Source organism: Sporichthya polymorpha DSM 43042 (assembly GCF_000384115.1).
GTDB lineage: Bacteria > Actinomycetota > Actinomycetes > Sporichthyales > Sporichthyaceae > Sporichthya > Sporichthya polymorpha.
This window is the reverse complement of the sequence record NZ_KB913029.1, coordinates 3,132,380-3,153,044: the sequence shown is the minus strand read 5'-3', so window position 1 is coordinate 3,153,044 and position 20,665 is coordinate 3,132,380. Positions and strand designations below refer to the sequence as shown.

Sequence of the window (20,665 nt, the reverse complement as noted above, 5' to 3'; positions counted from 1 at the left end):
GTCGTCGCGGCGGTCATGAGGAGCGCACCCCGAACCGGATCACGCCGGCCGTGGCGAGGGCGCCCACGACCGCCAGGGCCAGCAGGGTCAGGTACAGCGCGTCGACGCCGCGGCCGAGCGGGTACGCGGCGGTGAACTGTGTCCGGTCCGCAGTGGGGAACAGGTCGACCGTCGCCGGCACGGCACCGGGCAGAGCACCGGCGTCCGTGCCGGGGAGCAGGTCCACGGCGCCCGCGGCGTCGACCCCCGGCACCGCGCCCGACCCGGTTCCTGCCGAGACCGGGGCTCCGAGCACGGACCCGGTCGCCGTCGGCGTGAGGTTCACGCTCGCGATCCCGTAGGCCGTCGTCTGGGTGATGGTCGTCGGACCGTTCCAGTACGAGTTCGACGGCGGGGCCGGCAGCGTGTAGGTCACGATGTACGACCCTGCGACCACGCCGGTGGCGGTGTGCTCCGGCGCCTGGAACCGCAGAGTGATGCCCGCGGCCTTCAACGCGTCGAGCACCGGCTGGGTTGGCACGGCGAAACGCTGGGGTCCGTCCTGTCCGGGTGCCGTCACCGTGAAGTAGCCGTCCTGGACCCCGAGGTCGGGGTCGTGGAACGTGGTGCCGGCACCGGGGAACGGGAACGGCGGTGCGGGGATCGGGTCCTGGTTGGGGACCCCGGGCAGCGGGATCGGGATCGGGACCGCGCCCGGGCTCTGCTCGGGAACCGTGAACGAGAGGCCAGGGACGGAGATCCGGCCGATCGAGCTCGAGGTCGAACGCGTCAGCTTGCCGGAGTTGCCGTCGGCGGCGACCTCGGCGACCGTGCGGACGTTGGAGAGCACGCCGTACGGACCGAGCTTGATGGTGTCTACCGCCGTGCTGGCGACGGCGACGACGGTGCCGAGCCGGTCTTCGACGACCGAGGCGGACGCACTCGCGCCCGCGCCGGGCTCCCCCGCGACCGCGCGGGCGCGGCTGTGCAGATCCGCGCTCTCCGCCTCCAGGTTCATGCCCGGGTAGGCCACGTTCTGCGGCGGGGATCCGGCCGTCGACGCGGCGACGAAGGGGTACGGCGGGGCGGTGAAGCCGAAGAGGCTCGCCCCGAGCCCGGGCAGCCCGGCCACCGTGTCACCGGCGTAGGGCAGGGCGGCGCTCGCGTCCCGGATGCCGAGGCTGTCCTGAACCACCCGGGCCACCGGCCCGCCGGCCTCGATGTCGATCCCGGTCGGGATCGACTCGTTGCCGATGGTGACTGTCGAGGCGTCAGTTCGTGCCAGTGCCTCGTACGCCGCGCCGGCGGTCGCACTACCGGCGGTGGCTCCCAACCAGGCGCAGGAGCAGGTCAGGCCGACGACGACACCGACGACGGAGGAGGTTCGGACCACAGGGGCCTCCGGGGGCTGAGTGCCCCCGAACGGTAGAAATCGCGTTCCGGGCGGTCAACGCGTGGTGCCACTGGATGGCACGACGTCCTCGACCGTGACGGTCCGTCGGTGAACGTCCGCGTCGTACAGATCGGTCATTCGCCCGTCCGGGTCGAGCCGGCTCAGCAGCGCGTCGGCGATCTCGCGCAGTTGACGAAGTTGTGCCCGGGACAGCGGGTCCAACACGTGGTACCGGACGTTGGCGACGTGGCCAGGGGCGGCGGCGACCATCAGGTTCCAGCCGGCCTTCGTCAGGCGGGCGTTGGTCGCCCGACCGTCCTCCGGGCACGGGACGCGCTCGACCAGCCCGCGGTCCTCGAGGCGTTTCACGACGTGCGAGAGCCGCGGGAGCGTCGAGTTCGTCCGCTGGGCCAGGGAGGTCATGCGCAACGTGCGCTCGGGCGCCTCGGACAGCATTGCGAGCACGTAGTACTCGAAGTGCGTCACGCCCGCGTCGGCTCGAAGCTGCGCCTCCAGCACCCCGGGCAGCAGCTCGACCACCGCCACGAGCCGCAGCCAGGCCTCCCGCTCGGTCGCGTCGAGCCAGCGGGGCTCAGGGGACGGCGTGTCCATGACCACAGTCTACGCGATTAGTTGAAGGAACAACTAAACCGTGCGACGCTGTTACTTGTAGCGACAACAAAATCCTCGCGACCCAGGGAGCACTCATGACGACCATCTCGATCCTCGGCACCGGCAACATGGGGCAGGTGCTCGCCTCGCTCGCGGCGAAGGGCGGCCATTCCGTCCAGCAGCTCGGGTCGCAGGACGGCGCCACCCCGGTGACCGGTGACATCGTCGTCCTCGCCGTCCCCTACTCCGCGGTCGGCGACGTCATCGCCCAGCGCGGCGCTCAGCTCGTCGGGAAGATCGTCGTCGACATCAGCAACCCGCTGAACTTCGAGACCTTCGACTCCCTGCTCGTTCCGGCCGACAGCTCGGCCGCCGCCGAGATCGCCGCCGCCCTGCCTCAGTCGCGCGTCCTCAAGGCGTTCAACACCAACTTCGCCGCCACGCTCGGCAGCGGTGCGGTCGGGCCGCTGACCACGACCGTGCTGATCGCCGGCGACGACGCCGAGGCCAAGACCACGCTGGCCGGGGTCGTGACCGACGCCGGCCTCGTGACGGTGGACGCCGGATCGCTGAAGCGGGCCCGCGAACTCGAGGCGATCGGCTTCCTGCAGCTCACTCTCGCCGTCAACGAGAAGGTCTCGTGGACCGGCGGCGTCGGCATCGTCGCCTGAACCACCTGACAGCACGTCACGCCTGATCCGCACCAGTACCCCGGGAGCACGCCATGACCGTCAACGCCGTCCGCCTCAACCACGCCGTGCTGTTCGTCGCCGACCTGGAGCGGAGCATCGCGTTCTACTCAGCCGCGTTCGGAATGACGGTCATGGCGCGCGAGCCCCGCGCGAACGCCACCTTTCTGCGGCTCCCGCGGTCGGGCAACCACCACGACCTCGGGCTGTTCGGGGTGGGTGCGCAACCCCCGCGCCCACGGGGCAGCATCGGGCTGTACCACCTGGCCTGGCAGGTCGACACGATCGAGGAGCTGGAGGAGGCGCGCGCGACGCTGGCGGACCTCGGCGCGTACACCGGGGAGTCCAGCCACGGCGCGACCAAGAGCGTCTACGGGCAGGACCCCGACGGCAACGAGTTCGAGGTCATGTGGATGCTCCCCCGCGCGACCTGGGGCGAGTACGCCGACGCCGACGCCGCGCCGATCGACCGGTTGAACCTCGCCGCCGAGGTGGAGCGTTGGGCCGGTGTCCGGACCGCGGCCGAGCTCGTCCCGGTGGAGGCGTCATGACCACCCGGACCTTCGCCCCGGCCGTCGTCGCCACCTACGGCTCCACCGACCCGGCCGCGCCGCTCGTCGTCCTCCTGCACGGACGCGGGTCGAGCGAGACGGAGATCCTGGGGCTCACGCAGCACCTCCCGGTCGGTCCCGCGTACGCCGCCGTCCGGGCCCCGATCGTCGAGGGCGGCGGCTGGGCTTGGTTCGACAACCGCGGCATCGGGCGCCCGGTCGCGACGTCGCTGCGCGCCACGATGGACTGGTTCCGGACCTGGCTCGACGACGCCGCCCCGGCCGGACGGCCCGTGATCCTCGTCGGGTTCAGCGGCGGCGCCGCGTTCGCCGGCGGGCTCGCGCTCGACGACCCCGCGCGCTACGCCGGCGCGGCGATCCTGTTCGGCACACTGCCGTTTGACGTCGGAGTTCCCATCGACCCGGGTCGTCTCGCACACCTGCCGGTGTTCGTCGCCCAGGGCGAGGACGACCACGTCATCCCCCGCGACCTGCTCGACGCGACCTGGACCTATCTACTCGCCGAGTCCGGCGCGCCGACCGTCGCCCTGCGCGAGCCCGGCGGCCATTACCTGAGTTTGCTGACGGTTCGTCACCTGGCCGACTGGCTCACGCGCCGCGTCGCTTTCGTCGAGGACCACCCGAGCACGCCCGCCGGCCCCCGGCCCATCGTCACCTGGCCGACGCTGGCCGGTGGCGTCCTGCCGGCCCGTCCCGGTCCCCCGCCCGGGGTGACCTGGACGATCCCGCAACAGCAGGTGTCGGACCACGCGCCCGCCGACCTGCAGCAGCGCCTGTTCGACGCGGTTCGCGCTCTCCCGGGCGTGGGCGTCGCCGCGTCCCGGATCTCGGTGCCCGGCGCACGCGCCTTCACCCTGCGCGCGGGCACGGACGACCCCGCAGCCTTCCTCGTCCCCCGGGTCGGGGAGTTCGCGCACCTGCACCCGGAGTACGACGGCTCGCTGCACCTCGCGCTGCCGCCGGATCTCGCCGCGGACCTCGCGGCCAAGGGCTGGGGCCGACCCCACATGTGGGCGGGAACCCGGCTCCCGGCGGGGTTCGTGATGGTCTACGGCCCCCGGACCGAGGACGAACTTCCCACCGTCCTCGGCATCGTCGCCGCCAGCCACGCCTACGCCACCGGGCAGACGAAGGCGGCCTGATCAGGCCGGCTGACCAGGTCGATTGATCAGGCCGTCAGGCAGGCGATCAACGCGGCGAAGTACACGACGCCGGCGAACAGCGCGTGGAACGTGACCGGTGGCGGGAAGCGGCCGGTCACGGCGGCGCCGATCGCGGCGCCGTAGTCCCGCAGCAGTGACGACTGCTGCCCGGACAGGCGACGCCAGCGGCCGCGGAGCACCTCGTCGCCGAGGGTGTTCCCGGCCGTGATCAGACCCAGCGCGACCCATCCCCACAGCGCGCGGTCGGTCACCAGGAACGCGACCCAGGGCACCAGTCCCCCGACCGAGAACGTGACGTGCCCGAGCATCACCCCGGCCTGCTGCCGGTGCCGGTTCCAGCCCACGAGCAGCACGACTCCCACCACGGCCTGGAGCAACCACGCCGCCAGCACGAAGTAGGCCACGTCGTGACCGTACTCCGGCGCGCAACCCAGGACGGTCCGTCAGATCCGTGCACTGCCATCATGACGGCGTGAGTTCGGAACGGGTGCCGGTGGTGGTGCTGACAGGCCACCTCGGGTCGGGGAAGACGACGCTGCTCAACTTCCTGCTGCGGCGCCCGGGGGCGCGGGTCGGAGTGATCGTCAACGACTTCGGTGCGGCGAACGTCGACGCGGGCCTGGTCAGCGGGCAGGTCGACGAGCCGGCCTCGATCGCCGGGGGCTGCATCTGCTGCCTGCCCGACGCGGGCGGGCTCGACGACGCCCTCGCCAAGCTCACCCACCCGCGGCTCGGGCTCGATGTCGTTCTGGTGGAGGCCAGCGGTCTCGCCGAGCCGACGACGCTCGCACGGCTCGTGCGGTTCTCCGCGGTCGAGCGGGTCCGGCCCGGCGGTGTGGTGGAGGTCGTCGACGCGGCGGAGTACTTCGCGACCGTCGACGACGGCCGGGGCCCCGCACCGCTGCGCTTCGAGGCCGCGACGCTGGTCGTGGTGAACAAGCTCGACCGCGTCGACGCCGCCGACCGCGAGAAGACTCTCGCCCGGATCACCGAACGCGTGCGGGCCCGCAACGCCCACGTCGCGATCGTGCCCGCGGAGCACGGTCGCATCGATCCCGACCTGATCTACGACGCCGCCGCGACCGAGGACCCACCCGACCAGCTGCCGTTCGGGGAGGCGCTGCGCGCCGAGTCCCCCGTCGAGCCCCCGCACGTCCACGCCGACTCGGTCACCGTCACGGTCGACGGGGCCGTCGAGCCCGCCGGCCTCGTCGACCTGCTCACCGATCCCCCGCCGACTGCGTACCGCATCAAGGGCACCGTCACCGTCGCCACCCGCGGTCGTCCGCAGCGCTACGTCCTCCACGTCGTGGGCCGCTCCGGCGACCTCGTCCCGGCCAAGGCAGCGCCCGAGGGCCGGAGCGAGCTCGTCGCCATCGGCCTGGGCCTCGACCGCGAGCAGGTTCGCCGTCGTCTTGAGGAAGCGCTTCTTCCCACCACCGACCCGACCACCGCGGGCCTCGCCGCCCTCCGCCGCCTCCGCGCCCGGTAGGCGCACGGTCAGGCGGCGTCCAGCCGTCGCAGGATCTCACGCAGCATCTCGCCGTGACCCCGCAGCATCTCACCGTGCTCGCGGTGCGTGTTCATCCTCGGTCACGAGTGCCATTGTCCGCGGCACCGTGGACAACGCAAGAGCCCCGATCGCCGACCGCGATCGGGGCTCCTGTCTTGCGCCCGGTCAGGTGAGGATCAGACGCCGGCGAGCTCGCGGACCTTCTGCTCGCGGTCGATGGTGATGCCACCCTCGCGCTCCATGGTGGCCCACAGCTCGTCGCGCTTACGGCCCGGAATGAGGACGTAGGCGAACATGCGCGGCAGGGTCCAGGCGAGCGCGGGCTCGTCGGCCTTGCGGCCACCGATGTAGTGGAGCAGGGCCATGAAGAAGCAGGCCTCGACCATCATCAGCGCCGCGGCGACCCAACGCGCCCAGGTCGGCAGGGCCGAGTTGTGCGCGATCAGGTGGATCCAGCCGACGGTGAAGTAGGTGCCCGCCATGCCGTACGACGGCGCCATGAGGAGGAACCACTTCTTGCGGCCCTGCAGGCGCGGCACACCCCAGGCGAGGATCGCACCGACGGCGACGAACGAGGCGCCGTTGATGAACGCCCACCAGTACGGGAAGTTCAGGAACTCGAAGGGCTGGACGCCGTAGTACTTGTAGACGCCGAGGTTGATGCCGATGGTCTCCATGACCGCATCGAGGATGCCGCCCATCGCCAGCAGCATGAAGTAGTGCTCACGCTTGGCGCCGTTGCGGATGACGAAGTAGCAGAAGTACGACATCAGGCCGAGGAAGGCCACGTAACACAGGGGAATCAGCGCCGGCACGGTCACGCCGAAGTTCGTGTAGGCCGGCGCGAGGCCCGGCGCCCAGTGCAGGTGCCCGAGCATGTCGAGCATCGCTTCTTCGAGCGAGCAGATCAGGCCACCGATCATGACGATGAGCGGCATCCAGTTGCTGTTCTGAACGATCGAACGGATCGCCCACGGCAGCGCCAGGATGACCACCGCGGCACCCGCGATGAAGAAGAAGGCCACCTCGGCACCGAGACTCGCCGGACCCAGGGTCGGCTCGTTCGACGGGATGACGTTGGGCGGCCATCCCTCCTCGCCGACGAGGGGGTTCCAACTGTCCCCGCTTGCCGAAATCGCCCTCAAGGCCAATTCGTTCAACATGAGCGGCCGCTCCCGAGACGTGACGTGCGCTACTACCGGACCGTCAAGTTATACGCCACGTCCATACACGCTGTCTACAGGAACTTGTCCGACATGCGCCCCCGTCACAGGGGGCTGACCGCCCGCACCCGCGGGGTCAGGGTCTGCAGCTGCCGACGGCGGGGCAGGGTGGCGAGGGTGGCGAGCAGCCACGCGCGGGTCTCGCTCGGCCGGAGTACGACGTCGACGCCGAACGCCGCGGCAGCCCCGAGCACGCCGGCCTGCTCCGCGAACCGGCCGGTGAGCTCGGCGCGGCGGGCCGCCGGGTCCGGTGCCGCATCGATCTCGCGTCGGTACATCAGTTCGACGGCGCTCTCGGGGCCCATCACCGCGGTCCGCGCGTCGGGCCAGGCGACCACCAGTTCGGGGTCGAAGGTGCGCCCGCCGGACAGCACGACGTAACCACCGCCGTAGCCCTTGCGCGCGATGACCGTCATCGTCGGCACCGTCGCGTCGCCGAGCGCGGTGATCAACCGGGCGCACGCATTCGCCAGTCCGCTGCGTTCGGCCTCGGCGCCGACCGCGAGGCCGGGCAGGTCCATCAGCACGAGCACCGGAATGCCGAAGGCGTCGCACAGCGAGACCAGTCGCGCGGCTTTCGCCGCGGCGGCGGCGTCGAGCATCCCGGCCTTCTGCAGCGGCTGGCTCGCGACGATCCCCAGCGGACGGCCGCCGACCCGCGCCAGTGTCGTGATCAGGTTCGGGGCGTACTCCGCCTTCAGCTCGACGTCGCTGTCCGCGTCCACGATCCCCGCGATCACCGCGTGCATGTCGTAGGGCTGCCGCAGATTCGCCGGGACCGCCTCGTCGAGGGCAGCCGCGGCGTCGGACTGAGGGTCCGTCACCGACTCCACCGGCAGCGGCGCCTGGGCGTTCGACGGCAGCATCGCGAGGTACCAGCGGAGCGCGTCGAGGGCCTCGGTCTCGGAGTCGACGGCAGCGTCCACGAGTCCGTGCTGCGCCTGCGCGTCCGCTCCGCACGAAGCTTCCGCGTCGAACTGCTCCCCGGTCGCGGAGGCGGCCAGCGCGGGCGGCGCCATCCCGAGTGCGGCCTGTCCCCGCACCGCCACGACGTAGTCGCACAGGGACGCCGCCAGCGTCGGCTGGCCGTACGCCGGGCCGAGCACGGCCGCGACCATCGGGACCCACCCGGACAGCCGTGCCTGCGTCTGCTGCAGGGGGAATCCGCCGCCGAACTTCCGGGCGTCGAGGCCCTCAGACACCCGGTGCCCGCCCCCGTCCAGCAGCATGACGACCGGGATCCCGCGGGAGGCGGCCATCCGCCAGCAGCGGTCCTGCTTCGCATTGCCGAGGTCGCCGTTGCTCCCGCCCGCGACGGTGAAGTCGGTGGCGAGGACGACGACGGGTCGCCCGTCCACCGTCCCCAGACCGGCGACGAGCCCGTCGGCCGCGAGCTCGGGCGAACCCTCCGGTCGTGCCAGTGCTCCGATCTCCCGGAAGCTCCCGGCGTCGCACAGGCGCTCGATCCGCTCCCGTGCCGTGAGCTTCCCCCGCCGGTGCTGGCGTTCGACCGCCTCCGGTCGCGCCGCGTCCAGCCCGGCGGCGGTCAGGACCTCGTGCGGGCACTCAGTCATCCCGGCCTTTCGTTCGACTGCCCCCATACAGGCCGTTCGTCAGGAGGTCCCACTGCGCGGCGAACCACCGGTCCAGTACTTCGGGCGCGAAGAAGGACGCTCCGAAGGCTTCCTCGACCGCGGGCGCCATCGTCATCAGTCCCACATGCATGGCCGTGATCACGAAGGCGACCATGGTTTCGTCCGGGAGGTCGCGCAGCGCTCCGTCCCGGCTCTGTTGCGACAGCTGCGCCAACTCGATGTCCACCAGCCGACGGATGAAGGCGCGACTCCGCTCGGAGTCGTCGGAGAAGACCCGCCGGAAGAAGGCGACGACCTCCGGGTTCTGCCGGAATGCCTCGACCAGCGCACTGCGGCGCGCCTGCTCGTTCGTTGCGGGATCGTCGCCGGCGACGTGCACGACCTCCCAGAAGCGCTCGAACACGTAGTCCTCGACGGCCTCCCGCAGACCCTCTTTGGACCCGAAGTGGAAAGCGATCAGACCGGCGGACACCCCGGCACGGTCGGCGATCTCGCGGACCGGGACGCCGAATCCCTTCTCGCCGAAGGCACACAGTGCGGCCTGCCGCAGACGCGCCTTGGCGGTGACGGGATCCATCCACGGTCGCGGCGCGGGGCGGGCGGGCCGTGGGTCCCCCGTCATTCTTCCTCCCGAACCCGGCAGCGAACTCGAGGTCAGCATGCCAGACCTCGGGACGTTCACCGCTGCATTGGCGTCAGTGCCCGCTCCGGTCCCAGGTGTCCATCAGGTGCACGTGTACTTCAGGCCGTCCGGTGCTGAGAAGACCCCCTTGTTGAGGGCGATCCGGTACCAGCAGAACATCTCGACGGGAGGCTGCCCCTTGCGGAAGGTCAGTGGTGGTGCGAGGCCACCGAGGGTCTCCTTCTTCAGCGCCCAGAGCCCGTTGAGTAGGTCCGCCGACGTCACGGCGCCGGCCGGGAGGGCCCTCGATGCCGCCTGCAACAGGAGTCCGCTCCCCCAGACCGACGAGGTCGATCCGGACGTGCTGATCCTCGGGCCGTACTGGGACAGCGCCGCCGCATAGTCCGCCGCGGGACCGTCGTTGAGCGTCCAGGGGAAGGCCCCCGCCGCCGCGACCAGGCCATCCAGATCGGGTGAGTCGCGGAGCGAGTCGACCAGGGCCAGGGCGAACGAGACGAAAGTGACCTTGACGTTCTGCTGCTTGCAGTCGCGCGCGATACGGGCCAGCGAGTTGCCGTCGACCGTGGCGACAACCGCCTGTACCCCGCGGAATCGGAGCTGCAGGCACTCCGCGGTGAAGTCCGGTTGCGCCAGCGACACCTGAGCCGTGTAGACGAGCTCTCCACCCGCCTTCGTGACCGCACCCGCGTTGTAGATGTCCCGAGCGCGATAGCACGCCGCCGCTTCGCCGCAGTAGATCAGGGCGACCTTCGCGCCACCGTGCTTGACCGCCAGCTGGGCTGTTCCCCGCAGCGGGCCGTCGATGAGCGCACCCTGGGGGAAGAACATGGGGCTCTCGTACCAGCCGACGTCGGTCAGGTCACCTCCGACGAGAGGAATCTGCTTCTGCTCGAGATAGGCCTTGCTGCCGTTGAGCGAGAGCGGCGTGATGGCCCCGAAGAAGGCAATGACCTTCTGCTGCTCGACGAGGCTGCGCACCAGCGACAGGTTGCGCGAGGGGTCTCCGCCGTCGTCGGCCGTGATCACCCGAACCGGGTGCCCGTTGAGCCCGCCTCGTGCATTGACCCAACTCGCCCAGACCTGGGTCATCTCGCGGCCACCCTTGAAGATCGCTCCGAGCACTCCCGAATAGGTCCCGATGTGCCCGAGCTTGATCTCGGGCCGGTCCGCGATCTGCGGCGCCGACCCCGGTCTCGCCCCGGCTGCCGGCTGCGGCCCCTTCCCGACCGCCGCCCCGGCCGATCCGGTACCGGTGACCGGAGCAGCCGCGCCCGGAGCAGTTGCCGCGACCCCGGTCGAGGCGTTCCCGGGGATCGCGACCCCACCCGTTTCGGCCTGGGGCACCCCGACACCCGCCGGGGGCACCGCACCCATTCCCTGCCCGTCGACGGTCGCCGCGCCCAGATCGCCCGCAGCACGTGCGATCTCCGCACGGTCGACCTGCGAGCCGCACCCCGACACGGCGAGCACCAGGCTGACCGCGGCCGCCAGCACGGCGAAGCGGCGAACCCCTCGGGTCCCGAGGCACTCAGACATGCATCCTCCCGTCCCCTTCGTCCTGCAACCACGCACGACAAGGAGCCCCGGTGCGGGCCCCCGGTCGGCGGTGTTTCGAGTTCTGCTACCGGTCGGCGTCGGTCTAGCCGAACACGACGGGTACCGACTCCCACGCGTTGAAGAGGACGCTGTCCTGGCGGCGCGGCTCGCCGGCGAGGGCGAAGCGCGGATGACGCACCATCAGTTCCTCGAGGAAGACACGAATCTCCATGCGGGCCAGAGCCGCCCCCATGCAGAAGTGCTCACCGAACCCGAACGACAGGTGCATCGGGTCCGGTTCGCGCGCCAGGTCGAGCTTGTCGGCCGCGGGCCAGATCTCCTCGTCACGGTTGCCTGCCGGGTACAGCATGTAGACCCGTTCGCCCGCCCCGATGTGCTGGCCGCGGATCTCCGTCTCCTGTTTCGCAGTGCGGACGAATCCCATCGCCGGTGTGATCCAGCGCAGCAGTTCGTCGGCGGCCGTCGAGGCCAGACCGGGATCGTTGATCAGGAGCTCGTGCTGCTCCGGATGATCGAGGAAGGTCAGAAGCGCGTTGGACAACAGGTGCCGGGTCGTCTCGCCGCCGGCTGCCAACAAGAACTGGCAAAACATCAGCCGTGTGACCTCGTTCAGGCGTTCCCCGTCGATCTGTGCGTCGAGCAAGCCAGTCAGCAGATCACCGGCAGGGCAGGCTTGGCGCTGGGCGAACTGCTCGCCGAAGTAGGCGGCGGAGTTCATCAGGTCCCGGACGATCGCTTCGAACTCCTCCTGGGTCAGCGGCAGACCCACGGCTGTGGTGTCGTCCGCCCACGTGCGGAGGTCGGGAATGTTGTCCCCCGGCAGGCCCATGAGCTCACTGAGGACGAGCAGCGGGTACGGGACCGCGATGTCCTCGACCCATTCGATCGGCTCACCCGGGGTGATGCGGTCGAGCAGCGTTGTTGCGATGCGCCGGATCCTGGGCTCCATCGTGTTGACGATCTTCGCCGTGAAGGCCGTGACGATGATCTTGCGCAGCTGGCGGTGCCGCGGCGGGTCACTGGCCATCAGGTTCTCGGCGTCCGGCGGGAACAGCATCTTGACCATGCTCTGGTCGTACTTGATGTCGTTCAGCACGAGCCCGCTCTCGGAGGAGAAGAGTTCCGGCGTGCGCGAGACGTGGCGGATGTCCTCGTACCGGCTCAGCACCCACAGGTCGAGCGGTTCGTACCGGTGGACCGGCGCCTCGGCCCGCAGCCGGGCGTACACCGGCACCGGATCACCGGCGTAGAAGCTCGGGTCGTCCAGCCGGAACTCGTCGTCCAGAAACGCCACAGCGCCCTCCCTCAGTGAATCGGTAAAAACGCTACCGAAATACTGAACGCTTGTACAGCCTAACCTGAACGCACGTAAAGCGTCGCGCCGCACCGCCCGGTACAGGGAGGCGAATCGGCAGCGCTCACGGGCTCGAAAATGTAGCGTTGGAGAATACGAAACAGTAGCGTTTGGCCCATGCCACCGACCCTTCGTGCGCCGTTGTACCGGCGGCGGGTCATCGACGAGGAGCTCGACGCTCTGATCGGCCAAGGAGCGTCAGCCATCGCTCTGGTCGGCGCCAAGGCGGTGGGCAAGAGCGCAACCGCTGCGGAGCGGGCGGCGATTGCCTTCGCTCTCGACGATCCGGCCGTCCGGTCGCTCATCGAAGCCGAGCCCGCGCTCCTGCTCGGCGGCGACTCCGTTCTCATCGACGAATGGCAACATCTCCCCCAGTCGTGGGACGTCGTCCGCCGAGCCGTCGACGCCGGGGCGGAGACACAGTTCCTCCTGACCGGGTCGGCCTCGCAGACGAACCCGGGGACCCACAGCGGTGCCGGGCCCATCCTCGTCCTCCGCATGCGGCCCCAGAGCCTGGTCGAACGTGGCCTCGCTGAGCCGACCGTCTCGCTCGGAGCGCTGCTGTCCGGTGAGCTCCCTCCGGTCACCGGCACCTGCGAGGTCACGCTGTCCGGCTATGCCGCCGAGATCGTGCGCTCGGGCTTCCCCGGCATCCGCGACCTGTCGCCCCGGCTCCGGCGCGGTCAGCTCGCCGGTTACGTGCAGCGCGTCATCGATCGCGACATGGCCGAACTCGGACGCTCGGTGCGCAATCCCGCGGCGCTCGAACGCTGGCTGCGTGCGTACGCGGCTTCCTCCGCCACCACCGCGTCGTTCGAGACCATCCGCGACGCCGCCACCTCCGGCCAGGGTGAGAAGCCGGCCAGGACCACGACCATTCCGTACCGCGACGCCCTGGAGCGCTTGTACGTCCTCGACCCGATTCCCGCCTGGATGCCGCGGGCGCGGCCGATCAACCAGGTGGCCGCCGCACCGAAACATCACCTGGCCGATCCCGCCCTGGCCACCACCTTGCTCGGGATCGACGAGACCAATCTGCTGGGGCGCGGCGCAGCGGCGAGCAAAGGCGTCGCGATGCTCGCCGCGCTGTTCGAATCGCTGGTCACCCAGAGCGTGCGAATCTACGCACAGCACAACGAAGCTCAGGTCGGCCACCTTCGCCTCCACCGGGGGGAGCGCGAGGTGGACCTCATCGTCGAGAACGCCGACGGCACCGTCGTCGCGATTGAGATCAAACTGACCGCTGCGGTCGACGACGACGACGTCAAGCACCTGGCGTGGTTGCGCGAACAGATCGGCGACGACCTCCGCGACGCTGTCGTCCTCACCCCAGGCGCCTCCGCCTACCGCCGCCGCGACGGAATCGCCGTGGTTCCCGCCGCTCTCCTCGGTCCCTGAACCGAATGTCTGACGACCGGAACGAACAAGGCCCCGACCGCCTGCCGGCGATCAGGGCCTCGATCCGTACTTTCCTTGGTAGCGGGGACAGGATTTGAACCTGCGACCTCTGGGTTATGAGCCCAGCGAGCTACCGAACTGCTCCACCCCGCGTCGATGACTCCGTCAGATTACCAGCAATGGGAGCGCGATCAAATTCGGGGGTGGGTCGGGAGGCTTAACGGCCGCAGCGCCCGAGGCGGGGAGCGGGTGAGCTCCCGCACCGCGGACGCTGCGACGTCGGTCGGCCGCTACGTGTCGGCCGGCGGGGTCGGATTCGGTGGTGCCGGAGTCGGGTCCGGTGGTGCGGGCCGGGTCGGGGTCGCGACCGGGGCGTTGTTGCCCCCGCCGCCTCCGCCGCCGCGCCGGTTCTGGAGGTTCGCGGCCTTGTTCAGCGCCGCCTCCAGCCGGTCCTGGGCCTTGCCGTAGGCCGCGAAGTCACCCTTGGCGAGAGCCTCCTGGCCGTCGGAGTAGGCCTTCTGGGCGTCGGCGATCGCGGACGCGATCTGGGCGTTGACGTTCTGTCCGCCGCCCGAGCTGCCGTTGTTGTTGCCACCACCGCTGGGCGTCTCGTCCGGCGTGGTGACCCCCGAGTCGCCCTCGAAGACCTTGTCGAGGGCGTCCCCGAGACTGCGGCCGATGGCGATGTTGTCGCCGAAGGCGACGATCACCTGCTGCAGCAGCGGGAACGAGGTACCGGTCGCGGCCTGGACGTACAGCGGCTCGACGTAGAGCAGGCCACCGCCGACGGGGAGCGTCAGCAGGTTCCCGAACGTCACCTTGTTGCCGACGCGCAGCGCCAGCAGCTCGGCGTTGACGCCCGGATCGGCCTTGATCTCGTTCTGCACCTGTCTCGGGCCGGGCACGGTGGTATTTCGGGGCAGCTGGAGCACGCGGATCTTGCCGTACTCCGCCCCCGGCGTCGCGTTGACCGCCATGAACGCCGAGAGCTGCTGACGCCCCGCCGGCTCGAACGCCGTCGAGAGCGAGAAGGCCGGCTCCTTCTGACCCGGCATCTGCAGCGTCAGGTAGTACGGCGGCTGGGCCTCGGTGTCGGAGGCGACGCCGAGCGCGGTCTGACTGTCACCGGTGCCCGGGTCCCGCGGCACCTGCCAGAAGTCCGCCCGGCCGTAGAAGGTCTCCGCGTCCGTGACGTGGTAACGGGCCATCATTTCCCGCTGAACCTTGAACAGGTCCTCCGGGTAGCGCAGGTGCGACATCAGCGCGTCGGGGATCTCGCTCTTCTCCTTGACGGAGTCCGGGAACGCCTTCTTCCACGTCTTCAGGACGGGGTCTTCCTCGTCCCACGTGTAGAGGCTGACCGTGCCGTCGTAGGCGTCGACCGTCGCCTTCACCGAGTTGCGGATGTAGTTGACCTCGTCACGCGGGGCGATGACCCGACGGTCCGCCGTCGTCAGCGTGGTCTCGGTCGCCGTCCCCAGCGTCGTGCGACTGGCGTACGGGTAGTTACCGCTGGTCGTGTAGCCGTCGACGATCCACTGCACCCGGCCGTCGATGATCGCCGGGTACGGGTTGCCGTCCAGCGTGAGCCAGGGCGCAACCTTCCCGATCCGCGCCCGCGGGTCACGGATGTAGAGGATCTTCGAGGCCGTGTCGACGTCGGAGGAGAGCAGAATCTTCTGCTCGCGGAACTTCACCGCGTACAGCATCTGCTTCCAGAAGCTGCCGATCGGCACCCCGCCCTTGCCGGCGTACGTGTTGTTCGACTGGCCGTTGGGCTTGGTGTCGTCCGGATAGTCGAACTCGCGGTTCGCGCCGTCGGAACGGCCGACGATCGAGTACTCCGGCGACTCCTCACCGAAGTAGATGCGCGGCTCGTACTCGCCGACCAACTCATTGGTTGCGGAGATCCCGCCCGAGAGGTAGTTCGGACCGCCGTCGGAGTTGACGGTGTTGCCGCGCGCGGCCACGAATCCGTAGCCGTGGGTGAAGATCAGGTGGTCGGACACCCAGTTGCGCTGCTCCGGCGGGATGTCGCCGAGGTTGAGCTCACGCACCGCGGCGACAACGTCCTCGGTCCGCCCGTTGACGTTGTACCGGTCGATCTTCAGTGTGTCCGGGAACGAGTAGAAGCCACGGATCTGCTGCTGCTGCTGGAACGTCGGCGAGACGATGTTGGGGTCGAGCAGACGGATGCTCGCCGTCGTGTTCGCGTTCGCCCGCAGTGCCCCGGCCTCCGCCGTGGTCTTGGCGTCGTACTCGGTGACCTCGGCGTCCGCGATCCCGTACGCCGTCCGGGTCGCCTGGATGTTGCGGTCGATGTACGGCGCCTCGCGGGTGACCTCACTCGGGCGCACCTGGAACTGCTGGACGATCGCCGGGTACACGCCACCGATGAGGACCGCGGACAGGACCAGCAGACCGAGCCCGAGGCCCGGCAGGATCCACGTCCGCCGCCACACGTTGGCGAAGAACAGGACGGCGCAGATCAGCGCGATGCCGACGAGGATCGTCTTGGCCGGCAGCAACGCGTTGACGTCGCGGTAGCGCAGACCGGTCCACCCGGTGACGCGCTCGAACCCGCCGCCGTGGACCGCCAGGCCGTAGCGGTCCAGCCAGTACGCGACGGCCTTGAGCAGGACGAACAGACCGAGCAGCACCGAGATGTGCGCCTGCGCGGCCGGGGTCGACTTCTCCCCCGGCGTCTGCAGCCGCAGTCCGCCGTAGAGGTAGTGCGTCACGGCCGTGGCGAGCAGCGAGACCAGGACGATCGCGAAGAAGAACCCGAGGATGAAACGCCACCACGGGTAGTCGAAGACGTAGAAGGAGACGTCCTTGTTGAACTGCGGGTCCTTCACCCCGAAGCTCGTGCCGTGGCGCCACTGCAGCCAGGTGCGCCACTCACCGGCGGCGGAGGTGCCGCCGAGGATGCCGAGCACGGCACCGACGCCGACGACCAGCCACACCCGGTACGGGTCGATGCTGACGCGGTAGCGGTCGAGGTTCTGCTGCTCGGCGGACATGCCGCGGAACGCCGGCCGGAGCCGGTACGCGATCACGATGTTGGCCACGACCAGCACGGCCATGAGCAGGCCGAAGACGAGGAACAGGCCGATCCGCGTCGTCAGGCGCGTCGTGAAGACGTCCGTGTACTGGATCGAGCGGAACCACAGCAGATCGGTCATGAACGACGTGAAGACGCCGAATCCGAACAGCAGCATCACGAGGATGACCAGCGTCGGAATGAGCGCCTTGGGTCGCTTACGCCCGGTGCTGAAGGGTCGCCGACCGCTCGACCCTGCGTCGGGGGGATTGAAGGTCACGCCAGCCGTCCTGTCTCGCTAGATCATCTGGCCGTGCCAGGGCAACTTACCGAGCGTCCCGAGGGTTCCCGACGGTCGGCCCCGGCGCGTCACACCGGGAATCACCTCGTCCTTTCGTTCAGGAGGTCGAAGACGCACCGCCCGGGCTCGCCTAGGGTGAGCGCCGTGAACCCCTTCCTCCACTCCGCGCTGGTCGACATCGAGCAGCACGTCGCGCAGGGCGGCTGGGACCAGCCGACCCGGCTGTACGCCCTGGTCGAGACCGCCACGCTCCTCCGCGAGGAACCCTCCCTGATGGAGGAGTTCCAGCGGATGGGCATCGACCGGCCCCCGGCCTTCACGCCGGTCGAGCAGGAGGACCTGCCCGACATGCCCCTGGACGAGATCCTCGCCCAGATCACCTGGGGCGAGCAGGTCACGGGCTGCGCGATCGCCGTTGAGCGACTCGTGCTCCCGGCCGAGGTCGAGGTCACGATCCCCCACGACTCCCCCGAGATGCCGGCCTACGTCGCCGCCCACCCGCTGCGCGAGGAGATCCGGCTCGTCGCCGTGGTCCTGCGCAACGGCCACCGCGACTGCGCCCTGCGCATGCGCTCCAACGACAAGGACGAGGAGGTCCTCTTCGGCGAGGACCTCGCCCCCGGCCTGCTCGAGGCCCTGCTCGGCACCTTCAGCGAGTACGAGTACGAGCAGGTGAACGAGGAGGACCTCACCGACGAGGAGCGCGAACTGCTCGCCCAGGAGCGCGCGGCGGCGGCCAACGGCCACGAGCACGGTCCCGGCTGCAGCCACGACGAGGACGAGCACGGCCACGGGCACGGGCATGGCCACGGGCACTGAGGTCGGGGCTCCGCTCGGGGCCTGAACCCCCGCCGTCCCGGCGTCAGCAGGTCGGGACGGTGCCCTGCCCGGTGCGGATGGCGGTCAGCGCCTTCACCGCGGTGTCGAGGGTGTCGACGCGGACCAGCTGAATCCCGTCGGGCCGGTTCGCCGCGGCCTCGCGGCAGTTGCCGGCCGGAACCATGAAGACCGTCGCCCCGGCCTTGCGGGCGCCGAGGATCTTCATCTGGATGCCGCCGATCTTGCCGACGACGCCGTCGTCGGAGATCGAGCCGGTCCCCGCGATGTGCCGGCCGCCGGTGATGTCCTCCGGCGTCAGGCGCTCGACGATGCCGAGCGCGAACATCAGCCCGGCGCTCGGGCCGCCGACGTCGTCCAGAGAGATCGTCACCGAGAACGGGAACTCGTAGTCGACGTCCGGGGTGATCCCGACGAACGGGATCGACGGGTCGTCCGGGTTCGCCGCCGCGGTCAGGGTCTGGTTGACCCGCTTGCCGTCGCGCTCGAGGACGAACGCGACCTGCTCCCCCGGCTTGTGCTTGCGGACGAGCTCCACGACCTGCGCCGGGCCGGTGACCTTCACCCCGTCGATCCGCAGGATCCGGTCCGCGACCTGGAGCTTGCCCCAGGCCGGGGTGCCCTCGGTCAGGGCCGCGACCACGGTGTTCCCGACCAACGGGATCTTGAGCTGCTTGAGCGCCGCCGCGGTCGCGTGCGTCTGCGACAGCGCCATCTCCTGGACGTTGCGGGCCTCGATGTCCTCGGCCGACAGGTTGTCCGGGTAGACGGTGTTCCGCGGCACGACCGCGACGCCGGACTGCAGCCAGCCCTGCATCGCCTCGAACAGGCTCATCCGGTGGCTCGGGTTGCTGATCGCGACCGTCGTCAGGTCGAGCTTGCCGGTGGTCGGGAAGGTCTGCCGCCCGGAGATCACGATCAGCGGCTTGCCGTTGGCCTCACCGAGGGTGTCGGTGGCCGGGCCGGGCGAGAGCCGCGCGTACGGGACGGGCAGCAGGAGCAGGCACGCCACCATGACCGCCAGGAGCACGCCCGTCACCGACAGCGTGACGTTCCGCGCCTGACGCGCGCCCAGTCGGTTCAGCACGGAGGAACCTTACGTGAGCGTGCTTGGCCCCTACGGGGTACCGACCCACTCGGTCGAACCGTCGGTGAAGAGCTGGTGCTTCCAGATCGGCGTCTCGGCCTTGATGGTGTCGATGAGCTCCTTGCACGCCGCGAACGCCTCGCCCCGGTGCCCGGTCGAGACGGCGACGACGACCGCGAGCCCGCCGATGTCAAGGTCCCCGACCCGGTGCACGGCCGCCACCTTGATGACGTCGTGCGTCGCGGCGATGCGCTCGCAGATCTCCCGCATCTTGTCCGCGGCGGTCGGGTGCGCCGAGTACTGCAGGCCGGTCACGTTCTTGTCCTGGTCGTTGTCCCGGACCGTGCCGACGAACATCGAGATGCCGCCCGCGGCCGGGTCCTCGACCAGGGCGAGGATCTCCGCCGGGTCCAGGGGGACGTCCCGGATCTCGACCAGCCGTACCGCGTCGCTCATTCCTCGCCTCTTCTCGTCAGGGCTGCGCCTCGGCCAGTTCCCGAGCAGTTCCCGGGCGGTTTCGGACCATGGGGGGTCATGCGCGCCGCCGGCGGCGGGCCTGCCGCAGGATCGCCGCCGTCCCCATCATGGCGACCGCTGCCCCGGCCGCGCCAAGGGATGCCCGGTGAGCGTTCGCCGGACGCGCGCCGAGATCGGTCAGCATCGCCTCCAGCGCGGCGACGTTGTCGTACCGCGCGCGCCACCCGGCGGTGCGCAGCCGGTCGCTGGAGACCACCCACGGGTAGGCGACGTACCGCAGTTCGGAGGCCGGGGCGCCGACGCCGAGGCGCGCGAGCCGCTCCGCCGCCCCGAACGCCAGCGAGGACGGCAGCGTGATCCGGCGCAGCCCCGCGACCAGCTCGACGTCCTCCTGATCCAGCCACCCTTCGCACCCGACGGTGACCGCGCCGGTCACCTTCCCGAGCGCGGCGTACTCCAGCGCCGAGACCAGGTCGTCGACGTGACAGAACTGCCAGGCCGGCCGGACGCCCTGCAGGTGCAGCAGTCGCGTCGAGGAGAAGTGCCGGGTCAGCACGGTGTCCGTCCCGCCGCCGACGAGCATCGCCGGGCGCAGGACGGTCAGCGCCGGGGCGCCGGAGCCGTCCGCCGGCCGCGCGGAGCGGGCCAGGTCCTCGATCTCCATCAGCTCGGCGACCAGTCCCCGCTCCGGGGCCGCGCGCAGCGGGGCGTCCTCGTCCAGCGGCAGCGGGTTGGCCTCGTCCGCGCCGTAGACCATCGCCGAGGTGCACAGCACGACGCGGGGCACGTTCGCGCGCCCGGCCGCATCGAGCGCCGCGGCCGCGACCGGCACGTTCGCCACGGTCGGCTCCGCGGCGAAGGAGATCTCCAGGTGCACCAGCACCGACGCCCCCGCCAGCCGGTCCGCGACCAGCGGCTCGCCGGTGGCGATCGGGCGCAGCTCCGCGACCTCGGGGTGGCCGGTCAGCCGCTCCGCCAGCCGCAGCCCCAGTCCGCTGTCGGCGCCGGTGATCGCGACGACCAGCCCGCGGCCGGTTCCCCGCCCCGCGGTCGCGCGCGCCGCGCTCCACCGCTTCGGCGCCTTGCCGGTCGACTTGCCTGAGTTGCCCGTGGCCCGGCCCGCCGGGCGCGTCCCCGTGCGCTCAGAGCGAACCTGCCGCTGCGGCGGAGTCATCGCCGCCGGGGCCCGGCTAGGTTGGAGAACATGAGCAGCGCACGCTCCAGGACTT

The 20,665-nt window shown here is 70.4% G+C and carries 18 protein-coding genes and 1 tRNA gene; 6 read left to right on the top strand and 13 right to left on the bottom strand.

All coding sequences use genetic code 11. From position 1 onward, the window contains the following. Positions 1 to 13: 13 nt before the first annotated feature. Together SPOPO_RS0115425 and SPOPO_RS0115420 are read right to left on the bottom strand one after the other, a co-directional pair. A complete protein-coding gene (locus tag SPOPO_RS0115425) occupies positions 14 to 1,372 on the bottom strand; it encodes a hypothetical protein (protein WP_020629231.1) in 1,359 nt (452 codons plus the stop codon). Positions 1,373 to 1,426: 54 nt separating this feature from the next. Next, entirely contained in the window at positions 1,427 to 1,984 is a 558-nt protein-coding gene (locus SPOPO_RS0115420) for a MarR family winged helix-turn-helix transcriptional regulator (RefSeq protein WP_019875759.1), read from the bottom strand. A gap of 95 nt (positions 1,985 to 2,079) precedes the next feature. On the opposite strand from SPOPO_RS0115420, the gene SPOPO_RS0115415 reads away from it, so the two are divergent. Genes SPOPO_RS0115415 through SPOPO_RS0115405 form a run of 3 tightly spaced genes read left to right on the top strand, consistent with a single transcriptional unit; the run spans position 2,080 to position 4,387 of the window. Continuing rightward, positions 2,080 to 2,655 carry an NADPH-dependent F420 reductase gene (locus tag SPOPO_RS0115415; protein ID WP_019875758.1) on the top strand — a complete coding sequence of 192 codons (576 nt, stop codon included), beginning with the start codon at positions 2,080 to 2,082 and terminating at the stop codon, positions 2,653 to 2,655. A gap of 53 nt (positions 2,656 to 2,708) precedes the next feature. Continuing rightward, positions 2,709 to 3,224 (top strand): VOC family protein, encoded by a 516-nt coding sequence (locus SPOPO_RS0115410; RefSeq protein ID WP_019875757.1) that lies wholly within the window; start codon positions 2,709 to 2,711, stop codon positions 3,222 to 3,224. Beyond that, positions 3,221 to 4,387, top strand: coding sequence for a luciferase domain-containing protein (locus tag SPOPO_RS0115405; protein WP_019875756.1), 1,167 nt, complete (start codon positions 3,221 to 3,223; stop codon positions 4,385 to 4,387). Before SPOPO_RS0115410 ends, SPOPO_RS0115405 begins: the two co-directional genes overlap by 4 nt. A gap of 26 nt (positions 4,388 to 4,413) precedes the next feature. Here SPOPO_RS0115405 and SPOPO_RS0115400 read toward each other — a convergent pair whose 3' ends face one another. Beyond that, positions 4,414 to 4,812 (bottom strand): hypothetical protein, encoded by a 399-nt coding sequence (locus SPOPO_RS0115400; protein WP_019875755.1) that lies wholly within the window; start codon positions 4,810 to 4,812, stop codon positions 4,414 to 4,416. A 68-nt stretch (positions 4,813 to 4,880) separates the two neighbouring features. Here SPOPO_RS0115400 and SPOPO_RS0115395 point away from each other — a divergent pair, with 68 nt between their 5' ends. Then, positions 4,881 to 5,900 carry a CobW family GTP-binding protein gene (locus tag SPOPO_RS0115395; protein ID WP_033385070.1) on the top strand — a complete coding sequence of 340 codons (1,020 nt, stop codon included), beginning with the start codon at positions 4,881 to 4,883 and terminating at the stop codon, positions 5,898 to 5,900. Between the two features lie 197 nt (positions 5,901 to 6,097). Here SPOPO_RS0115395 and SPOPO_RS0115385 read toward each other — a convergent pair whose 3' ends face one another. The 5 genes from SPOPO_RS0115385 to SPOPO_RS0115365 all read right to left on the bottom strand — a co-directional run bounded on the left by SPOPO_RS0115385 (position 6,098) and on the right by SPOPO_RS0115365 (position 12,326). Next, positions 6,098 to 7,066: a hypothetical protein gene (locus tag SPOPO_RS0115385; protein ID WP_019875753.1), complete on the bottom strand. Its 969-nt coding sequence runs from the start codon at positions 7,064 to 7,066 to the stop codon at positions 6,098 to 6,100. Positions 7,067 to 7,188: 122 nt separating this feature from the next. Next, positions 7,189 to 8,718 carry an acyl-CoA carboxylase subunit beta gene (locus SPOPO_RS29810; protein ID WP_019875752.1) on the bottom strand — a complete coding sequence of 510 codons (1,530 nt, stop codon included), beginning with the start codon at positions 8,716 to 8,718 and terminating at the stop codon, positions 7,189 to 7,191. Beyond that, a complete protein-coding gene (locus SPOPO_RS35675; protein ID WP_019875751.1) occupies positions 8,711 to 9,316 on the bottom strand; it encodes a TetR/AcrR family transcriptional regulator in 606 nt (201 codons plus the stop codon). Before SPOPO_RS35675 ends, SPOPO_RS29810 begins: the two co-directional genes overlap by 8 nt. A gap of 147 nt (positions 9,317 to 9,463) precedes the next feature. Next, positions 9,464 to 10,918 (bottom strand): ABC transporter substrate-binding protein, encoded by a 1,455-nt coding sequence (locus SPOPO_RS0115370; RefSeq protein WP_156869913.1) that lies wholly within the window; start codon positions 10,916 to 10,918, stop codon positions 9,464 to 9,466. A gap of 103 nt (positions 10,919 to 11,021) precedes the next feature. Continuing rightward, on the bottom strand, positions 11,022 to 12,326 hold the full coding sequence (locus SPOPO_RS0115365; RefSeq protein WP_169577203.1) for a cytochrome P450: 1,305 nt from the start codon (positions 12,324 to 12,326) through the stop codon (positions 11,022 to 11,024). An 84-nt stretch (positions 12,327 to 12,410) separates the two neighbouring features. Here SPOPO_RS0115365 and SPOPO_RS0115360 point away from each other — a divergent pair, with 84 nt between their 5' ends. After that, a complete protein-coding gene (locus SPOPO_RS0115360) occupies positions 12,411 to 13,691 on the top strand; it encodes an ATP-binding protein (protein WP_051098374.1) in 1,281 nt (426 codons plus the stop codon). 76 nt (positions 13,692 to 13,767) lie between these two features. On the opposite strand, the gene SPOPO_RS0115355 is transcribed toward SPOPO_RS0115360, so the two are convergent. Both SPOPO_RS0115355 and SPOPO_RS0115350 read right to left on the bottom strand, forming a co-directional pair. Then, positions 13,768 to 13,844 (bottom strand) — tRNA-Met (locus SPOPO_RS0115355). Between the two features lie 137 nt (positions 13,845 to 13,981). Next, complete coding sequence (locus tag SPOPO_RS0115350) at positions 13,982 to 17,014, bottom strand: UPF0182 family membrane protein (RefSeq protein ID WP_019875747.1); 3,033 nt, start codon at positions 17,012 to 17,014, stop codon at positions 13,982 to 13,984. 165 nt (positions 17,015 to 17,179) lie between these two features. Between SPOPO_RS0115350 and SPOPO_RS29800 the strand changes: the two genes are divergently transcribed. Then, entirely contained in the window at positions 17,180 to 17,854 is a 675-nt protein-coding gene (locus tag SPOPO_RS29800) for a PPA1309 family protein (RefSeq protein WP_211210908.1), read from the top strand. 43 nt (positions 17,855 to 17,897) lie between these two features. On the opposite strand, the gene SPOPO_RS0115340 is transcribed toward SPOPO_RS29800, so the two are convergent. From SPOPO_RS0115340 to SPOPO_RS0115330, 3 genes are all read right to left on the bottom strand, one after another. Beyond that, positions 17,898 to 18,959: a YlbL family protein gene (locus SPOPO_RS0115340; protein ID WP_019875745.1), complete on the bottom strand. Its 1,062-nt coding sequence runs from the start codon at positions 18,957 to 18,959 to the stop codon at positions 17,898 to 17,900. Between the two features lie 30 nt (positions 18,960 to 18,989). Beyond that, positions 18,990 to 19,415 (bottom strand): molybdenum cofactor biosynthesis protein MoaE, encoded by a 426-nt coding sequence (locus SPOPO_RS0115335; protein WP_019875744.1) that lies wholly within the window; start codon positions 19,413 to 19,415, stop codon positions 18,990 to 18,992. A gap of 76 nt (positions 19,416 to 19,491) precedes the next feature. Next, positions 19,492 to 20,610: an NAD-dependent epimerase/dehydratase family protein gene (locus SPOPO_RS0115330; RefSeq protein WP_019875743.1), complete on the bottom strand. Its 1,119-nt coding sequence runs from the start codon at positions 20,608 to 20,610 to the stop codon at positions 19,492 to 19,494. Positions 20,611 to 20,665: the final 55 nt, after the last annotated feature.